Annotated in this window: 14 protein-coding genes and 4 tRNA genes; 11 read left to right on the top strand and 7 right to left on the bottom strand. The window is 60.5% G+C overall.

Annotation, left to right across the window (positions count from 1 at the left end; all coding sequences use genetic code 11):
* Window positions 1–277: 277 nt before the first annotated feature.
* Both BFQ00_RS15250 and BFQ00_RS15245 read left to right on the top strand, forming a co-directional pair.
* Window positions 278–1,765, top strand: coding sequence for an NCS1 family nucleobase:cation symporter-1 (locus BFQ00_RS15250; RefSeq protein ID WP_065933985.1), 1,488 nt, complete (start codon window positions 278–280; stop codon window positions 1,763–1,765).
* 159 nt (window positions 1,766–1,924) lie between these two features.
* Window positions 1,925–3,208 carry a Zn-dependent hydrolase gene (locus BFQ00_RS15245; protein ID WP_065933984.1) on the top strand — a complete coding sequence of 428 codons (1,284 nt, stop codon included), beginning with the start codon at window positions 1,925–1,927 and terminating at the stop codon, window positions 3,206–3,208.
* A gap of 122 nt (window positions 3,209–3,330) precedes the next feature.
* Here BFQ00_RS15245 and BFQ00_RS15240 read toward each other — a convergent pair whose 3' ends face one another.
* The 4 genes from BFQ00_RS15240 to BFQ00_RS15225 form a co-directional block, all read right to left on the bottom strand.
* Complete coding sequence (locus BFQ00_RS15240; RefSeq protein ID WP_065933983.1) at window positions 3,331–3,789, bottom strand: REP-associated tyrosine transposase; 459 nt, start codon at window positions 3,787–3,789, stop codon at window positions 3,331–3,333.
* A gap of 211 nt (window positions 3,790–4,000) precedes the next feature.
* Window positions 4,001–5,434 carry an efflux transporter outer membrane subunit gene (locus BFQ00_RS15235; protein WP_065933982.1) on the bottom strand — a complete coding sequence of 478 codons (1,434 nt, stop codon included), beginning with the start codon at window positions 5,432–5,434 and terminating at the stop codon, window positions 4,001–4,003.
* A complete protein-coding gene (locus BFQ00_RS15230; RefSeq protein ID WP_065933981.1) occupies window positions 5,418–6,587 on the bottom strand; it encodes an efflux RND transporter periplasmic adaptor subunit in 1,170 nt (389 codons plus the stop codon). Before BFQ00_RS15230 ends, BFQ00_RS15235 begins: the two co-directional genes overlap by 17 nt.
* Entirely contained in the window at window positions 6,577–9,798 is a 3,222-nt protein-coding gene (locus tag BFQ00_RS15225; protein ID WP_065933980.1) for an efflux RND transporter permease subunit, read from the bottom strand. The genes BFQ00_RS15230 and BFQ00_RS15225 overlap by 11 nt, the downstream gene beginning before the upstream one ends.
* 204 nt (window positions 9,799–10,002) lie before the next feature.
* On the opposite strand from BFQ00_RS15225, the gene BFQ00_RS15220 reads away from it, so the two are divergent.
* Window positions 10,003–10,413, top strand: coding sequence for a PA0061/PA0062 family lipoprotein (locus BFQ00_RS15220; protein WP_065884855.1), 411 nt, complete (start codon window positions 10,003–10,005; stop codon window positions 10,411–10,413).
* Here BFQ00_RS15220 and BFQ00_RS29670 read toward each other — a convergent pair.
* The gene (locus BFQ00_RS29670) at window positions 10,410–10,571 is read right to left on the bottom strand and encodes a hypothetical protein (RefSeq protein WP_163002819.1); all 162 of its coding nucleotides are present in this window, start codon (window positions 10,569–10,571) and stop codon (window positions 10,410–10,412) included. The two genes, BFQ00_RS15220 and BFQ00_RS29670, sit on opposite strands and share 4 nt — an antisense overlap.
* Before the next feature lie 211 nt (window positions 10,572–10,782).
* Between BFQ00_RS29670 and BFQ00_RS15215 the strand changes: the two genes are divergently transcribed.
* Window positions 10,783–11,445 carry a peptidase C39 family protein gene (locus BFQ00_RS15215; protein ID WP_065933979.1) on the top strand — a complete coding sequence of 221 codons (663 nt, stop codon included), beginning with the start codon at window positions 10,783–10,785 and terminating at the stop codon, window positions 11,443–11,445.
* A gap of 115 nt (window positions 11,446–11,560) precedes the next feature.
* Here the strand turns inward: BFQ00_RS15215 and pbpG are convergent, their stop codons facing one another.
* Window positions 11,561–12,484 carry a D-alanyl-D-alanine endopeptidase gene (pbpG, locus tag BFQ00_RS15210; protein ID WP_065884857.1) on the bottom strand — a complete coding sequence of 308 codons (924 nt, stop codon included), beginning with the start codon at window positions 12,482–12,484 and terminating at the stop codon, window positions 11,561–11,563.
* A gap of 208 nt (window positions 12,485–12,692) precedes the next feature.
* The gene (folD, locus tag BFQ00_RS15205) at window positions 12,693–13,547 is read right to left on the bottom strand and encodes a bifunctional methylenetetrahydrofolate dehydrogenase/methenyltetrahydrofolate cyclohydrolase FolD (protein ID WP_065884858.1); all 855 of its coding nucleotides are present in this window, start codon (window positions 13,545–13,547) and stop codon (window positions 12,693–12,695) included.
* A gap of 274 nt (window positions 13,548–13,821) precedes the next feature.
* On the opposite strand from folD, the gene BFQ00_RS15200 reads away from it, so the two are divergent.
* The 7 genes from BFQ00_RS15200 to clpX all read left to right on the top strand — a co-directional run bounded on the left by BFQ00_RS15200 (window position 13,822) and on the right by clpX (window position 18,138).
* Window positions 13,822–13,898 (top strand) — tRNA-Arg (locus BFQ00_RS15200).
* Window positions 13,899–13,930: 32 nt separating this feature from the next.
* Window positions 13,931–14,006 (top strand) — tRNA-His (locus BFQ00_RS15195).
* Window positions 14,007–14,062: 56 nt separating this feature from the next.
* Window positions 14,063–14,147 (top strand) — tRNA-Leu (locus BFQ00_RS15190).
* Between the two features lie 77 nt (window positions 14,148–14,224).
* A tRNA-His gene (locus BFQ00_RS15185) sits at window positions 14,225–14,300 on the top strand.
* A 403-nt stretch (window positions 14,301–14,703) separates the two neighbouring features.
* Window positions 14,704–16,014, top strand: a complete 1,311-nt coding sequence (gene tig / locus BFQ00_RS15180; protein ID WP_065892545.1) for a trigger factor — start codon at window positions 14,704–14,706, stop codon at window positions 16,012–16,014.
* Window positions 16,015–16,105: 91 nt separating this feature from the next.
* A complete protein-coding gene (clpP, locus tag BFQ00_RS15175) occupies window positions 16,106–16,741 on the top strand; it encodes an ATP-dependent Clp endopeptidase proteolytic subunit ClpP (RefSeq protein ID WP_003174822.1) in 636 nt (211 codons plus the stop codon).
* A 113-nt stretch (window positions 16,742–16,854) separates the two neighbouring features.
* Complete coding sequence (gene clpX, locus BFQ00_RS15170; RefSeq protein WP_017136464.1) at window positions 16,855–18,138, top strand: ATP-dependent Clp protease ATP-binding subunit ClpX; 1,284 nt, start codon at window positions 16,855–16,857, stop codon at window positions 18,136–18,138.
* The last annotated feature ends 131 nt before the right edge of the window (window positions 18,139–18,269 follow it).

The raw sequence follows: 18,269 nt of genomic DNA, 5'->3' as shown, positions 1-18,269 counted from the left end.
CACCAGATTGAGTCCTGAAGGTTCGGATAACTTTCCTGCTGTCGCGCCTGAGCCGCACGGCAAGTTCCGAAGAGGCCCTCGGGTAATCGGATAAAGCTGATAAACATCAGCCAGTTATATATGCAGTGTGGGTCGCGAAGCAGTAGTCGGCACGGTAATTGAGTGCAGTGGCGGCTGGCCGGGCCTGAGATGTCATGTTGTCTACGAGGTACTCCGGCCACCTGCCTTAACCGCGCAGGTGAGCAACAATAATTTTAAAAAAAACCGTGGAGCGGCCATGCAACAGAACAGATCGCAAGTCACCGAACGCAACGGCCTGTACGAACTCGACGCCGGCCCCGACGTCCTCGACAGCCCTCGCTACAACCACGACATGGCACCGACCAAAGTGCATGAACGCACTTGGAACAAGTGGCATATCACGGCGCTGTGGGTCGGCATGTCGATCTGTGTGCCCACCTACACCCTGGGCGGTGTGCTCACCGCGTACTTCGGGTTGTCGGTGGGCGAAGCGCTGATGGCGATTTTGCTGGCCAACATTGTGGTTCTCATCCCACTGACGCTTAACGCATTTGCGGGTACGAAGTACGGCATTCCCTTTCCGGTGCTGTTGCGCTCATCGTTCGGCATCCTGGGCTCCAATGTGCCGTGCCTGATCCGCGCGCTGGTGGCGTGCGGCTGGTTTGGCATCCAGACGATGTTCGGCGGGCTGGCGATTCATCTGTTTCTCGGCTCGATTTTCGAGGGCTGGAAGTCCCTCGGCGGTACCGGCGAGGTGATCGGGTTCATGCTTTTCTGGTGCCTGAATCTGTGGGTGGTGTTGCGTGGCGCCGAGTCGATCAAGCGCCTGGAAACCCTGTCGGCGCCGTTGCTGGTTGCCGTGGGCATTGGCTTGCTGGTGTGGGCGATGCCGAATGTGTCGATCAGCGAACTGATGGCGATCCCGCCCAAGCGTCCCGAAGGGGCGAGTCTCACCGGTTATTTCATGGCCGGCCTCACCGCAATGGTGGGATTCTGGGCCACGTTGTCGCTGAATATCCCTGACTTCAGCCGCTATGCCAAAAGCCAGAAGGACCAGATCCTCGGGCAGATTTTCGGCCTGCCGCTGACCATGTTCCTGTTCGCTGCCCTGGGCGTGATCATGACCGCCGCTTCGGTAAAACTGGTGGGCGTCAGCGTGTCCGACCCGGTCACCCTGATCGGGCATATCCAGAGCCCGGTGTGGGTCGCCGTCGCCATGGCGTTGATCATCATCGCCACCTTGTCGACCAACACGGCGGCGAACATCGTTTCGCCGACCAACGACTTTCAGAACATCGCGCCCAAGCTGATCAACCGCACCACGGCGGTGATTCTGACCGGTCTGGTGGGGTTGGCGCTGATGGCCCATGAGCTGCTGAAAAAACTCGGACTGATCGTGTCCGATGTCAGCCTGGAGACGGTGTATTCCAACTGGTTGCTCGGTTACTCCAGCCTGCTGGGACCGATCGCCGGGATCATGGTGGTGGACTACTTCATCACCCGCAGACAGCAGCTGGACCTGGCGGGACTCTACCGTGACGACGTGTACCCGGCCTGGAACTGGAGCGGGTTTATCGCGTTCGGCGTGCCGGTGGTGCTGACCTTGCTGTCCCTGGGCAGCGATGCGTTCAGCTGGTTCTACAGCTACGGTTGGTTCACCGGCTCGGCGTTGGGCGGCGTGCTGTATTACGCGCTGAACGCCAGGCGCGCGATCACGCCAGTCGTAGCCAAATCATCCTTGTGAACACAGTCCAAAATGTGGGAGGGGGCTTGCCCCCGATTGCAGTGTGTCAATCAACTCACCTGTAACTGAACCACCGCTATCGGGGGCAAGCCCCCTCCCACATTTTGACCAGTTTTCACTGTTGGAATCGTGTCAATTCAAGCCTGAGGAGATCCCCCCATGAACGCTGCCCTCGACGTTCTGCAATCGACCCATCAGCACATCAACCGCGACCGTTTGTGGCAGTCGCTGATGGACCTGGCCAAGCTCGGCGCCACCCCCAAGGGCGGGGTGTGCCGCCTGGCCCTCACCGATCTCGACCGCAAGGCCCGCGACCTGTTCGTGCAATGGTGCGAGGAGGCCGGCTGTACCGTGACCGTCGACGGCATCGGCAATATTTTCGCCCGGCGTCCGGGGCGCAACCCCGACCTGCCGCCGGTGATGACCGGCAGCCATATCGACACCCAGCCCACCGGCGGCAAGTTCGACGGCTGCTTCGGCGTGTTGGCCGGTGTGGAAGTGCTGCGCACCCTCAACGACCTCAAGCTCGAAACCGAGGCGCCGCTGGAGGTGGTGGTGTGGACCAACGAAGAAGGCTCGCGCTTTCCACCGTGCATGATGGGCTCCGGGGTGTTCGCCGAGAAGTTCAGCCTGGCCGACACCCTGGCCAAGGTGGATGTGGACGGCATTTCGGTTGGCGAGGCGCTGAACGCCATCGGCTATGCGGGCACGCGTGCCGAGAGCGGGCACAAAGTCGGTGCTTATTTCGAAGCGCATATCGAACAAGGGCCGATTCTCGAAGATGAGAAAAAAACCATCGGCGTGGTACTCGGAGCCCTCGGGCAGAAGTGGTTCGACCTGAAGTTGCGGGGCGTTGAAGCGCACGCGGGGCCGACGCCGATGCACCTGCGCAAGGATGCTCTGGTAGGCGCGGCAGCGGTGGTGGCCGCCGTCAACGCCGCAGCACTGGAACACCAGCCGCATGCCTGCGGCACCGTGGGTTGCCTGCAGGCGTATCCCGGTTCGCGCAATGTGATTCCCGGCGAAGTGCGTATGACCCTGGATTTTCGTCACCTGGAGCCGGCACGCCTGGATTCGATGATTGCCCAGGTGCGCCAGGTGATCGATGCAACCTGCGACAAACATGGCTTGAGCTTTGAGCTGGAACCTACCGCCGACTTCCCGCCGCTGTACTTCGACCAAGGCTGCGTGGACGCCGTGCGCGACGCGGCCAATGGCCTGGGGTTGTCGCACATGGACATTGTCAGCGGGGCAGGGCACGACGCGATTTTCGTCGCCGAGCTGGGCCCGGCGGGAATGATCTTTGTGCCGTGTGAGGGGGGTATCAGCCATAACGAAATCGAGAATGCCGCGCCGGATGATTTGGCGGCGGGGTGTGCGGTGTTGTTGCGTGCCATGGTGGCGGCTTCGGCAGCCATCGCCAGCGGTAAGCTCGCGGCCTGAAAATGGGGAAAAAAATGTGGGAGGGGGCTTGCCCCCGATGGCGGTGGGTCAGTCACAGATGTGCTTACTGACACTCCCTCATCGGGGGCAAGCCCCCTCCCACATTTGAACTGTGTTTGACGTCAGACCCAGATGGCATCCCACAGCGGATAGTCGCCAATCCGCTCGACCAACCCTGCGCGCAATGGATTGGCCACTACATAGCGGGCCATTTTCACCAGGTCATCTTCTTTGCGCAGTGCCCGGTCGTGGAAGCTTTCCTGCCATAGCCGGCCCTTGCGTCCTGTGGCGCCGTTGACGGTTCGTGTACTCCTGGATTTTACCTGGCACATCAGGTCTGCCAGCGAGCCTTTTTTCAACTCGATGATCCAGTGGAAATGGTCGGGCATGATGACCCATGCCAGGGAGTTCGCCAGCCCTTGGTGCTGAGCGACCCGAAATTGCCGGACCACCAGGCGCCCGAGGTGAAAGTCGCTGAACAGGCGAATGCGTTCATGGGTATTGGTGGTAATCAAGTAGATGCGATTCGGTTCGCTGATTCGGCCGATGCGCAGGCGATGTGAAGCGGGTAGATCAGGCATTCCCTGGCCTCTCTGCTAAGTGGACTCTGAGAGGCTAGGAGGGGTGGGCTGAATGTGATGTGCAGGCTTTTGGCAGGATGTGTCTGGAAGGGCGCTATCGGGAGCAAGCCCCCTCCCACAGGGGACCTGCTGTGTTCATACATTGTGTGTCAGTCGCGGAACCAGTGTGGGAGGGGGCTTGCTCCCGATGAGGCCGTAACAGGCGCCGCCGTCAGTGCGTCTGCCCCTCGCTTCCAGCTTGCCACCCACCCCCCAACGCCGTCACCAACCCCACACTCGCCTGCAACTGCCGTGTCTGCACCGCCTGCAAGGTTCGCTGCGCCTGCAAGGCCGCTGTTTGTGCGGTGACCACATCCAGATAACTCACGGCTCCCGCCTCATAGCTGTTCATCGCCAGCGCCTGGGTGTGCTGGGCCGCATCCGCCGCCGCCTGTTCGTCCTGGGCCTGTTGCTGCAAGTCGCGCAGTTGTGCGAGGTTGTCTTCCACCTCGCGCACGGCTTTCAACACCTGGCTGCGGTACTGTGCCGATGCTTCTTCAAATTCGGCCCTGGCCTGGCGTTCGTTGGCGCTCAAGCGTCCGCCATCAAGGATGGGCAGGTGCATCAACGGCCCCAGCGCCCAATAGCGATTGCCCGCTGAAAGCAGGTTGCCCACGCCCTGCGTCTGGCCGCCAATCAACCCGGTCAGACTGAAGTCCGGATACCACGCCGCCTTGGCCACGCCAATAGAGGCATTGGCTGCAAACACTCGCCGTTCCGCCGCCGCAATATCCGGGCGACGTTGCAGCAAGTGGCTGGGCAGTTGCGCTGGAATCCCTGGCAAGGCCATCAACTGCGGGCTGGCTGGCAGTGAAAAGTTACTGGCCGCGACGCCGACCAATTCGCCGATGGCATGCTCGGTGAGGTTGCGCTGCCCACGCACTTCATCCAGCTGCGCCCTGGCCTCGGCCAGTTGATTTTGCGCACGGGTGAGGTCCAGTTCCGAGGCGATCTGCCCCTCATAACGGCTACGGGTGAGTTGCAGCGCCTGGCTGAAATCCTCCAGCGAGTGGGTGAGAATCCGGCTCTGCGCATCCAGCCCGTTGAGTTGCACATACAGCGTTGTCAACTGGCGTTGCAGGCTCAGGCGCGCCACGGCCAAGTCATCGCCGGATGCTTGCGCCTGGGCGTCGCCGGCCGCAACCTGGTTGCGGATTTTGCCCCACAGGTCCAGTTCGTAACTCAACGAGAATCCGGCGGTGTTGCTGTTGTACACCGACGGTTGCGTCGTGCCGCGCAACGGCCTCGAATCCGATTGGCGCTGTCGCAACGGCTGGGCGCTGGCGGTGAGCTGTGGAAACAGCCCTGCATGCAGTTGACTGGCATACGCCTGGGACGCATCGAAATGCGCCAGCGCCGCGGCCAGGTCCGGGTTGGCCGCGAGCAGTTGCTGTTGCAGCGCATCGAGCGTTGGGTCCTTGTACAGCTTCCACCATTGCGGCGCCAAGGTGTCGGACGGCTGCGCGCTGTGCCACGGGCCGTCGCTGGTCTGTTCGCGGTAACCGGCCGGCAGGTCAACCGACGGCACGTGGTAGACGGGTGCCATGGAGCAGCCTTGCAAGGCCAGTAGCATCAGTGCCGCAAACGGGTTAAGCCTTGGGCGCATGGGCACCCCCGGTGGCGTCGGCCAGTTGTACCGCGTCGCCTTCGCGCAGGGCGTCGGGTGGGTTGTCGATGATGCGGTCGGCGGGTTTCAGGCCCTGGTCGATCACCAGGCGTTCGCCCAGGTCCAGGCCGATATGAATGGCTTGCAGGTGCACGTGGTCTTGCCGGTCGAGCACGGCGACCTGGGTGCCCTGGGCACGGAAGATCAGCGCGCTGGCGGGGATGCTCACGCCATGGGTGTCCGCCGGAATCGGCAAGGTCGCTTCGGCATAGTCGCCGGGCAGCAGTTCACCGTTCGGGTTGTCGACGACGAACTGCGCGAGCAGGGTGCCGGAGCGTCGGTCGATGGCCGTGGAGTCGCCGATCAGGCGCGCCTTGAAGTGCTCGCCCGGATGTTCGGGCACCGTCAGCTCGGCTTGCAGGCCTGGGTGGATCACCGCCGCGTAGTTCTGTGGCACCGGCACGTACAGGCGCAGTTGGTGGGTGTCGGCAAGGCTGAACAGTTCCGGATCGCTGTCGGTGTCGGCCTTGATCAACTGGCCGATGTCGGTATTGCGCGCGGTGATGGTGCCGGCGAAAGGCGCACGCAGGGTCTTGTAGCTTTCCAGTGCGCACAGCCGCGCATAGTCGGCGGCGGCCGCCTGGGCATTGGCTTTGGCGGCGGCGGCATCCGAGGTTTTCTCGTCGGCCTCCTGGCGCGACACGGAGTGGCTGGCCAGCAGGTTTTGCCAGCGCGTTGCGGTGGTGGCGGCCAGGCGTGCATTGGCCTGTTCCTGGACCAGATGGGCGTGGGTTTGCGCCAGTTGCTGGTCAAGGTCCGGGCTGTCGATTTGCGCGAGGATTTGCCCGGCCTTGACCTGGCTGCCGATATCGACCTTCCAGTCCTTCAAATAGCCGCTGACCCGGGCATGAATCGGCGCCTTGCTCCAGGCCTCCAGGTGCGCCGGCAGGCGCAGGGTGTCGCCGCTGGCATTCTGTTTGGGCTGGAACACCCTCACCTGGGGGATGGCCGCAGTTTCAGTCCAGGCGGTCACCGCTTGTTCATGCAGCGTGCGGGCGTGCAAGCCGTTGGCGACCAACAGGGCGGCCAGGGTCAGGCCGCCGATACCCATGAGCATCAGACGCTTGCGCGAGGGTTTTTGATCAGACGACATGGGACGTTTCTCCAGCAATTGCGCGAGTAGGGTGACGACCGTGGACCAGGCTGAAGACCACGGGAACAAACAACAAGGTGGCGACGGTGGCGAAGATCAACCCACCGATCACGGCGCGGCCCAGCGGCGCGTTTTGTTCCTCGGACAGCGCCAGGGGCAGCATGCCGATGATCATCGCCAGGGCGGTCATGCACACCGGGCGAAAGCGCGTGTAACCGGCTTCCATCGCAGCTTTCAAGGCATCGCCATGTTCGGCCAGGCGTTCACGGCAGAAACTCACCACCAGGATCGAGTTGGCGGTGGCCACGCCCATGCACAGAATCGCGCCGGTCAGGGCGGGCACCGATAGCGAGGTGCCGCTGAGGAACAGCATCCACACGATCCCCGCCAATGCTGCGGGCAACGCGGTGATGATCACGAAGGGGTCGGCCCAGGATTGGAAGTTGACCACGATCAGCAGGTAGATCAACACCACGGCGCCGAGCAGGCCGAAGCTCAAGCCGCTGAACGCCTCGTGCAGCGCATCGATCTGCCCGTGCAGGCTGATCGTCGCGCCTTTGGGGCGCATGGACGCGGTGTCATCGAGGACTTTTTGCACATCCCGGGCGACGCCACCGAGGTCGCGGCCCTGCACGTTGGCATACAGGTCCAGGGTGGGTTCGATGTTGTAGTGCGTCACCACCGCGGGGCTTTGTACCCGCGAAATAGTCGCCACGCCGCCGAGGATCTGGGACTGGCCATCGGCACCGGTCACCGGCAGTGCCTCCAGCGAAGGCAGGCTGTCGAGGCGGTATTGCGGCGTCGCGGCCACGATCGAATAGGACACGCCATTGGCCGGATTCAGCCAGAACGTGGGCGCCACCTGGGAGCTGCCGGCGAGGGAGGCGACCATGCTGTTGGTCACGTCTTTTTCGGTGATGCCCAGGCCATTGGCGCGCAGGCGGTCGACATTCACCTGCAGCGACGGGTAACCGGTGGACTGTTGGATACGCAGGTCGGCGATGCCCGGTACGTGTTGCAGGCGCCGTTCGAGTTCCACGGCATAGGCGCGGTTTTCGGCATCGTTGCGCCCGGAAATCTTCACGTCCAGTGGTGCCGGCGCGCCGAAGTTGAGGATCTGGCTGCTGATGTCCGCCGGCAGGAACGCAAAGTGGCTGCCGGGAAAGCTTTGCGGCAGGGCCTCACGCAGTTTTTTCACGTAATCGGCGGTGGGCGCGTGGTTCTTTTTCAGCGTGACCTGGATATCGCCGTCCTGCGGGCCGATGGTGCCGCTGTTGCTGTAGGCCATGTCGATGCCGCTGAGCGGGATGCCGATGTTGTCGACGATCGTGTCCAGCGCTTGCGCCGGGATCACCTCGCGAATCCGCGCTTCGATGCGGTCGAACGCGGCGGCGCTTTCCTCGATGCGCGTACCCAGCGGCAGGCGCACATGCAGCGCGAGTGCGCCGGCATCGGTGGCCGGAAAAAAATCCTGGCCCAGGCTCGGCAGCAACACGAACGAGGCCAGCACACAGGCGAGGAACCCGACGATAAAGCGCTTGCGCGCGCCGAGTGCGAGCATCAGCAGGCCGTGGTAGGTGTCGCGGATATTCGAGAAATGCCGCTCGAACCCTTGCTGGAAATTCAGCACGGCTTGCAGCGCGGCATGGCGCGGCTTGCGGTGCTGTTCGCCCTCGTGGTGGTTGATGAATGCATCTTCCGGATGATGTCCCGGGCCTTGCTCCGGTGCGTGGGGCTTGAGCAGAAACATCGCCAGCGTCGGCACCAGGGTGCGCGAGAGAATGAACGAACTGGCCATGGCAAAGATCACCGCCAGCGCCATCGGCCGGAACAGATACCCGGCGATGCCCTGCAGCAAGAACATCGGCACGAACACGATGCAGATGCACAGCAGCGAGACGAACGCCGGGCCGACGATTTGTGCGGCGCCGTCGAGGATCGCGGTCTTCACCGCCTTGCCTTGTTCAAGGTGCCAGTTGATGTTTTCGATGGTCACCGTGGCGTCGTCCACCAGAATGCCCACCGCCAGGGCCAGGCCGCCCAGGGTCATCACATTCAGGGTTTGCCCGCTGACCGCCAGCAGCGCGATGGCCGACAGCACCGCCAGGGGGATCGATGCGGCAATGATCAGGGTCGAGCGCCAACTGCCGAGAAACAGCAGGATCATCGCGCTGGTCAGCAGGGCGGCGATGATGCCTTCCTGGGCCACGCTGCCCACCGACTGCTTGACGAACACCGAGGCGTCGCCCAGCAGTGAGGTCTTCAGCGACGGCGGCAGGGTTTCGTTGATGCGCGGCAGCATCTGGCGAATGCCGTCGATGATCGAGAGCGTCGAGATACTGCCGTTCTTCAAGGCCGGCATCAGCACCGCACGGTGGCCGTCGACGCGCACGATATTGGTCTGCGGGGGCGAGCCGTCCCGTACATGGGCCACTTGGCCGATGGTGATGATCGCGCCGTCGACGTTCTTGATCGGCAAGTCGTTGAGCTCATCGATGGCCTTGGGGCTGTTGTTCAGCAGGATCGTGTATTCATTGGGGCCAAGCTTGGCGGTGCCCACCGGGATGATCTGGTTCTGCAATGCCAGGGCATTGCCCACGTCCTGGGCCGACAAACCCTTGGCCGCCAGGGCTTGGGGGTCGAGGTCCAGGGTGATCTGGCGTTGCTTGCCGCCCATTGGCGTGGGCATCGCCAGGCCGGGCAGGGCGCTCAGCGGCAGGCGGATATTGTTCTGCACCAGGTCGCGGATTTTCGCCTCCGACAGGCTCGGACTGGAGAACGCCATTTGCAGGATCGGCACCGTGGAGGCGCTGTAGTTGAGGATCAACGGCGGCGTGATACCCGGGGGCATTTGCTTGAGCACCGTCTGTGATACCGCCGTGACCTGGGCGTTGGCGGTGCGGATATCCACGCCGGGCTGGAAGAAGATCTTGACGATGCCCATGCCCGGCAAAGATTGCGATTCGATATGTTCGATGTCGTTGACGGTGGTGCTCAGGGAGCGTTCGTAGGTGTAGATCACCCGCCCGGCCATGGCGTCCGGCGACAGGCCGTTGTATTGCCAGACCACGGCGACCACGGGGATACCGATATCGGGGAACACATCGGTGGGCGTACGCAGGGCCGCCATGGGCCCGATGATGCAGATGAATATGGCCAGCACGATAAACGTGTACGGCTTGTGCAGTGCGGTCTTTACCAGCCCGAGCATGCGTGAGTCTCCGAGAAAAGCAGGATTGCAAACCCCGGCAGTCTTGCCCGACCCACCTAACACGCACCTTTCAGCCAGGTGAAGGAACATTTAGGTAATGGCTGAAGATCGTTTCATTTGTATTCATTTGTTCTACAAACGACAGCTCTTCAAGCTTGCCAGTCATCGGATACGCTTTTTACTGATGCGCTTTGGAGCCCTGCCATGTCACCGAAAACACTGTTATTGATTCCCACCCTTGCGGCTGTCGTACTGTTGTCGGCGTGTGCCGGCCCGATACCCAAGGCTGACCCGAGCCAAGCCTGGATCGGCTTGAAAGAAGAGGCACCGAATGACTTGTTGGCCGAGCGTCTCGATGGCAAGCGCGTCGATGACGGGCGCTACTTCGAAGTGAGCCCCGGAGACCATCGCCTGGACGTGACGCTGTTTGAGGAGGAGCCCGGCGACGATAACCAGCAGGACTGCCAGGGCCGGGTCGAGTACAAGCATTTCAAGGCGGGTGAGCATTACACCCTGGAGGAATCGAGCCTGGGGACCACCGTGCGCGCAGCGCTCAAGGATGGCCATGGCAAGGAGGTCGCCGCCACCCAGGACTTCAATTGCATGCCCGGCTAGGCGTGATGCACCGTCGCCTTGCTCGGCTTGGCGGGCGCGGCGGGTTTGACGTGGGGGGGATGGTGCCGGCGGGTCACGCGCATGACCCCCCACAACATGGCGGCGGCCACCGCCAGCCAACCGCAGATCAACAGGAAAATCGTCGTTGCAAGGCTCATTCAGGCCTCCCTTCACCCCGTCCGGGGTACACACAGTCTTCTCAATGGACAGTCTAGCTACCCGGCGGTTGCCTGCTATTGACCAATGGTCGTGTCCGTCCAACTTGTTTGCTCTATGGCGGGCGGTTTATCGACACGTGAGGCTATACCCTTGCCCAAGAGCGTCCTATGATCGGGGCCCTCACCGGCAGTTGATCAAGAGAGTCAAACATTGCGCTTACGGTCGAACCTCAAAACATCCATCCTGCTGGCCTGTGCCCTGGGGCTGATGGCCTGTTCCAGCCAGCCGTCGAAACTTCCCGGCCTGCCGGAGCGGGTTGAGCTCAATGGCGTCCCCACCTTTCGCAGCGAGGCTTATCAGAGCGGTCCTGCGGCACTGGCCAGCATGCTGTCGCAACAAGGCATTGTCATGACACCGGGGCTGCTCGATAAGCCACTGCACCTGCCGGGCGCCGAGGCGGACCTTGAGCGCAACATGCCAAAGCTGGCGCGTGAGTACGGGCTGATGGTGTATCCGCTGGATGCCGGGCTGACCGCAGTGCTGGCACAGGTGGCGGCCGGTTACCCGGTAATGGCGCGCATCAACTCCAGCTTCTGGTCCGGCCCGCGTTACGTCGTGGTGGTGGGGTTCAATCAGCAGAAAAGCACGGTGCTGTTGCGTTCCGGCATGGAGCGGCGATTGATGATGGGCTTTGGTGACTTCGAATCGGCGTGGAAGAGCGCGGGCCATTGGGCGATCCTGACCCAGCGTCCGAGCCAGTTGCCGGCGAATGTGGACGCGCAGCGTTGGCGGGAGGCGGCGAACGCTACGGCCCAGGCCGGGCAGGAAGGGGCGGCGGCCCAGGCGCTCAAGGTCCTGGCGGAACGCAAGTAACCCATGTGGGAGGGGGCTTGCCCCCGATAGCGGTGGATCAATCACTGATGTTGTGAGTGACACACCGCCATCGGGGGCAAGCCCCCTCCCACATTTGATTTGCGTCGTGAATGAGTCAGCGGCGTACTTCCGTCACGCCCGCACGGTTCTTCAGATTCTTGTCAGCCTTGTAGCGCAGCGCCACATCCGGCACCGCGCCGCCCTTGCCGGTCTCGACCCAGCTGCGAATACGGCTGGCATCGGCAAAGTGGGTGAACTTGCCAAAAGCATCCAGGATCACCAGCGACACCGGACGGTTACCCATGCTCGTGACCAGCACCAGGCAGTGCCCGGCCTGGTTGGTAAAGCCGGTCTTGGTCAGCTTGATGTCCCAGTTGGCACGATTGATCAGGTGATCGGTGTTGGAGAAACCCAGGGTGTAGTTGGGCTTGCGGAACGCCACGGTCTTTTCCTTGGTGGTGCTCAACTGGCTCAACATCGGGAATTTGCGCGCATAGGCCAGCAACTTGCTCAGGTCGCGGGCGGTCGACACATTATGGATCGACAGGCCTGTAGGCTCCACGTAATGGGTGCTGGTCATGCCCAGCGCCTTGGCCTTGGCGTTCATCGCCGCAATAAACGCCGCGTAGCCGCCCGGATAATGGTGGGCCAGGCTCGCGGCGGCGCGGTTTTCCGAGGACATCAGCGCGATCAGCAGCATCTCCTTGCGCGGCATCTGGCTGCCGATCTTCACGCGCGAGAACACCCCTTTCATCTCCGGCGTGTCGGTGATGTTGATATCGATGTATTCATCCATGTTCTGCTTGGCTTCCAGCACGATCAGGCCGGTCATCAGCTTGCTCACGGACGCGATGGGCACCACCACATCGGGGTTGCTGGCATAGATCACTTTGTTGGTCTGCAAATCCACCAGCATGGCGCTGCCGGACGCAATTTGCAGTTTGGAGGCGTCACGCGGGGCCAGGGTGGATTCGGCGGCGTGGGCGAAGGTGCCTGTCAAAGCAAAAAACAGGCTGACAAGAGAAAGACGAATTTTCACGCGGATGAACTCGCTAAAAAGTAAGGAAATACCGTTTGGGAAACGGGTTTTATGAAAAATGGCGTTACATTCTAGGAGTATGGATCAGAAACTGTCGAATGTTCTTCCAGAACCAGACGAAAGTGCTTAAAAACTAAGAAAAAACAGTTTTTCTTCAGGCAATAAAAAGCCCCGCGCTAAGGCAGGGCTTTTTCAGTACGCGTGGTTATTAGCCGTGGAGCGTTTCCGCCGCATACAGCGTGTTCTCCAGCAGGCACGCCCGGGTCATCGGGCCTACGCCGCCTGGAACCGGGGTGATCCAGCCGGCGCGAGGCAGGGCGGTATCGTAGACCACGTCGCCGACCAGCTTGCCGTCGTCCTGGCGGTTGATGCCCACGTCAATGACGATGGCGCCTTCCTTGATCCATTCACCTTTGACCAGGCCCGGCTTGCCGGCGGCGACCACCACCAGGTCGGCGCGGCCAACGTGGCCGGCCAGGTCCTTGGTGAAGCGGTGGGTGACGGTCACGGTGCAGCCGGCCAGCAACAGTTCCATGGCCATCGGGCGACCGACGATATTCGAGGCGCCCACCACGACGGCGTCGAGGCCATAGAGATCGACCCCGGTGCTTTCCAGCAACGTCATGATCCCCTTGGGCGTGCAGGGGCGCAGCAGCGGGATGCGCTGGGCCAGGCGACCGACGTTATAGGGGTGGAAACCATCGACGTCTTTGTCCGGGCGGATGCGTTCCAGCAGTTGGGAGGCGTCCAGGTGCTCGGGCAGCGGCAACTGGAGCAGGATGCCGTCCATGTTCGGGTCATCGTTGAGGCTGTCAATCAGGTCGGCCAGGGCCTGTTGAGTGGTGTCCGAAGGCAAGTCGTAGGCTTTGGAGATAAAGCCCACCTCTTCGCAGTCTTTACGCTTGTGCGAGACATAAACCTGAGAGGCGGGATCGCTGCCGACCAGGATCACCGCGAGGCCAGGCGTGCGCAGGCCTTGCTGGCGACGCTCGGTGACGCGTTTGGCGATCTGCTGGCGCAGGCTGGCGGCGATTGATTTGCCGTCGATAAGTTGTGCAGTCATTACGCGTGATTAACCATCGAGAGGGGGAAGAAAAGTGCGCGCATTCTCGCACGCCAAGGCGCGAGGGCAAAGGCGCTTGGTCTGCAAATTGGCCTAACCCCTTAAATAAAATCAGTTTTTTTCAAAAAAGATTTGACGGGTTTCAGGCCGCTCTATACTATTCGTCGCACTTGTCGGGCACAGCCTAGCACTGGTTAGAAAGTCGAGCAGAATTGTTGTACTGCAAGGCTGGAAACACTTAGTTTGTAATCCTCCAAGAGTACAGATTAATCAGGCGCCCGTAGCTCAGCTGGATAGAGCATCCGCCTTCTAAGCGGATGGTCGCAGGTTCGAGTCCTGCCGGGTGCGCCATTAGGCAGCTTTGGCACAAGTAGCGCTATATGGTGGGCGTAGCTCAGTTGGTAGAGCACGGGATTGTGACTCCCGTTGTCGAGGGTTCGATCCCCTTCGTCCACCCCATATTTTGAAAGGCGCCAGATTAACCGTCTGGCGCCTTTGCTTTAAGAGCTTCAAGCGCGGATGTGGTGGAATTGGTAGACACACTGGATTTAGGTTCCAGCGCCGCGAGGCGTAAGAGTTCGAGTCTCTTCATCCGCACCAAATAAAACGTTGCTCGGCTGTCAGGCCGGGCAGGGTTGAACAAAGAAGTAGTTTGGTTTCTTTGTTAAAGCAATATGGTGGGCGTAGCTCAGTTGGTAGAGCACGGGATTGTGACTCCCGTTGTCGAGGGTTCGATCCCCTTCGTCCACCCCATATTCGAAAGGCGCCAGATTTAACAGTCTGGCGCCTTTTTTGGTTTTGGCCGCTTGATAGGTCAGCGGTCGCAAGTAGTGGGCTCCATCGGCAGCGCGTTTCGTCGTATTTGTGTGTCTCGATGATGCCGCGTTGCCCGTTCGCGCCGTTCGCGGGGCGGACCGTCAGGGAGATGAATGGCTGCTTTCTCTCTATATAGATAGAAGGGCGGCGCAGAGCCCTGGCGCAATTGGCTGTATTTGTCACCGGGGCGAGGTACTTCAGTGCCTTCGTACCGATAAATTGCTGGCTGTTTCCAGGTGTATTTTCAGTAGGGTGACTTCTTGAGTTTGACCCACTAGAATGCATGCCCTTGATTGGGGTCGGAAATGGCCGGCTAATGTCTGTGCAACGAGGAATATCCATGCAAGTTTCTGTTGAAAATACTACTGCTCTCGAGCGCCGCATGAGCATCACCGTGCCGGCAGAGCGTATCGAGACTGCGGTCAACAAGCGTCTGCAGCAGACTGCCCAGAAGGCCAAGATCGCTGGTTTCCGTCCAGGCAAAGTGCCGATGAGCGAAATCAAGCGTCGTTTTGGTGCCGATGCGCGCCAGGAAGCGGTAGGTGACGTGATCCAGGCTTCCTTCTACGAAGCCGTTGTCGAGCAGAAGCTGAACCCGGCTGGCTCGCCGTCGATCGAACCCAAGTCCCTGGAAGCTGGCAAGGACCTGGAATACGTAGCGACGTTCGAAGTGTTCCCTGAGTTTGAAGTGGCCGGTTTTGAAGGCATCGAAATCGAGCGCCTGAGCGCCGATGTCGCTGATTCGGACCTGGACAACATGCTGGAAATCCTGCGCAAGCAGAACACCCGTTTCGAAGTGGCCGATCGTGCCGCCCAGAACGAAGACCAACTGAACATCGATTTCGTTGGCAAGGTTGACGGCGAAGTGTTCGCTGGCGGTTCCGCCACCGGTACCCAGCTGGTGCTGGGCTCCAACCGCATGATCCCGGGCTTCGAAGACGGCCTGGTCGGCGCCAAGGCCGGTGAAGAGCGCGTTCTGAACCTGGAATTCCCTGCTGACTACCAGAACCTGGACCTGGCCGGCAAAGCCGCCGAGTTCACCGTGACCGTCAACAGCGTTTCCGAGCCTAAGCTGCCGGAACTGAACGAAGAGTTCTTCGCTCAATTCGGCATCAAGGAAACCGGCATCGAAGGCTTCCGCACCGAAGTTCGCAAGAACATGGAGCGCGAGCTGCGTCAGGCGATCAAGTCCAAGGTCAAGAACCAGGTCATGGACGGTCTGCTGTCCGCCAACCCGATCGAAGTGCCAAAGGCCCTGCTGTCCAACGAAGTGGATCGCCTGCGCGTACAAGCTGTCCAGCAGTTTGGTGGCAACATCAAGCCTGACCAGCTGCCGGCCGAGCTGTTCGAAGAACAAGCCAAGCGCCGCGTCGTGCTGGGCCTGATCGTGGCTGAAGTGGTCAAGCAGTTCGACCTCAAGCCGGACGAAGACCGTGTTCGCGAAATGATCCAGGAAATGGCCTCGGCCTACCAGGAGCCTGAGCAGGTTGTGGCTTGGTACTACAAGAACGACCAGCAACTGAACGAAGTACGTTCGGTTGTGCTGGAAGAACAAGTTGTGGATACTGTTCTGCAGAAGGCTAAGGTGACCGATAAAGCGGTCTCTTACGAAGAAGCAGTCAAACCGGCAGAAGCAGCACAAGCCGACTGATTGTCCAACTCGTTGGAAATTCAACCATAAGCCAGCCTCGCGCTGGCTTATGCGTTTTCAAGACATGACTATTTGGGAGTAACTGCAGAGCATGTTCCGTAATTCCTATATTCAGCAGAACTCTGATATCCAGGCCGCAGGCGGCCTGGTCCCGATGGTTGTCGAGCAGTCCGCTCGTGGCGAACGCGCCTACGACATCTACTCGCGCCTGCTCAAGGAGCGAGTGATCTTTCTGGTTGGCCCGGTAGAGGACTACATGGCCAACCTGATCTGTGCGCAGCTGCTGTTCCTTGAAGCGGAAAACCCGGACAAGGACATCCATCTCTACATCAACTCGCCGGGCGGTTCGGTGACGGCGGGCATGTCGATCTACGACACCATGCAGTTCATCAAGCCAAACGTATCGACTACCTGCATTGGCCAGGCCTGCAGCATGGGTGCATTCCTGCTGACCGCCGGTGCCGAGGGCAAGCGTTACTGCCTGCCGAACTCACGCGTGATGATTCACCAGCCACTGGGCGGTTTCCAGGGCCAGGCATCGGACATCGAAATCCATGCCAAGGAAATCCTCTTCATTCGTGAGCGCCTCAACACGCTGATGGCCAAGCACAGCGGGCACACACTTGAAGAAATCGAGCGTGATACCAACCGTGATAATTTCATGAGCGCTGAAGCCGCCCGTGAATACGGGTTGATCGACGCAGTGATCGAAAAGCGCCCCGCTTAATAATAAGCCGCTCAAAATAGGGCTGGTCGGCATGCCCGACCACTGGCGGGCTTGAAAAAGCCCGCATAAGCCTTCATCTTGTGTTGCAAGCCTATCGGATTTGGATCGAACGAATGACTGACACCCGCAACGGCGAGGACAACGGCAAGCTGCTTTATTGCTCCTTCTGTGGCAAAAGCCAGCATGAAGTACGCAAATTGATTGCCGGCCCCTCGGTGTTTATCTGCGACGAATGCGTCGACCTGTGCAATGACATCATCCGCGAGGAGGTGCAGGAAGCCCAGGCCGAGAGCAGTGCGCACAAACTCCCATCGCCTAAAGAAATCAGCGGCATCCTTGACCAGTATGTGATTGGTCAGGAGCGTGCAAAAAAGGTTCTGGCCGTAGCGGTGTACAACCACTACAAGCGCCTGAACCAGCGTGACAAGAAAGGCGACGAAGTCGAACTCGGCAAGAGTAATATCCTGCTGATCGGCCCCACAGGCTCGGGTAAGACCCTGCTTGCGGAAACCCTCGCTCGCCTGCTGAACGTTCCGTTCACCATCGCCGACGCCACCACCCTCACCGAGGCGGGCTACGTGGGCGAAGATGTCGAGAACATCATTCAGAAACTGCTGCAGAAGTGCGACTACGACGTAGAGAAGGCCCAGATGGGTATCGTCTACATCGATGAAATCGACAAGATTTCGCGCAAGTCGGACAATCCGTCAATCACTCGGGATGTTTCCGGTGAAGGCGTACAGCAGGCTCTGTTGAAGCTGATCGAAGGCACGGTCGCTTCGGTACCGCCCCAGGGTGGCCGCAAGCATCCGCAGCAGGAATTCCTGCAGGTCGATACGCGTAACATCCTGTTTATCTGTGGCGGTGCGTTTTCCGGGTTGGAAAAGGTCATCCAGCAGCGTTCCACCCGTGGTGGCATCGGTTTCGGCGCGGAAGTGCGCAGCAAGGAAGAAGGCAAGAAGGTGGGCGAGTCCCTGCGTGAAGTCGAACCTGACGATCTGGTCAAGTTCGGTCTGATCCCGGAATTCGTCGGCCGTCTGCCGGTCCTGGCGACGCTGGACGAGCTGGATGAGGCGGCGTTGATTCAGATCCTTACCGAGCCGAAAAACGCCCTGACCAAGCAGTACGCCAAGCTGTTCGAGATGGAAGGTGTGGACCTCGAGTTCCGTACCGACGCGCTCAAATCAGTGGCCAAGCGCGCACTGGAGCGCAAGACCGGTGCACGTGGTCTGCGCTCGATCCTCGAAGGCGTGTTGCTCGACACCATGTACGAAATCCCCTCGCAGTCCGAGGTGAGTAAAGTGGTGATCGACGAAAGCGTTATCGAAGGCAAGTCCAAGCCACTGTATATCTATGAAAACAGCGAGCCGGCTGCCAAGGCTGCACCTGACGCATAAGCGTCTTTGCAGTGGCGGTACAAGCAAGGGGCCTTTTGGGGCCCCTTGTTTTTTTGCGGTGTTTTTGCGTGACGGCTGATTAAATCGCGTTTATTCATGCGTTTAAGTGCTGGCATTGAGCTTGTTTTTTT

This window comes from Pseudomonas sp. 28 E 9, from assembly GCF_900004785.1.
GTDB classification, from domain to species: Bacteria; Pseudomonadota; Gammaproteobacteria; order Pseudomonadales; family Pseudomonadaceae; genus Aquipseudomonas; species Aquipseudomonas orientalis_A.
This window is presented reverse-complemented; position numbering and strand designations above follow the sequence as displayed.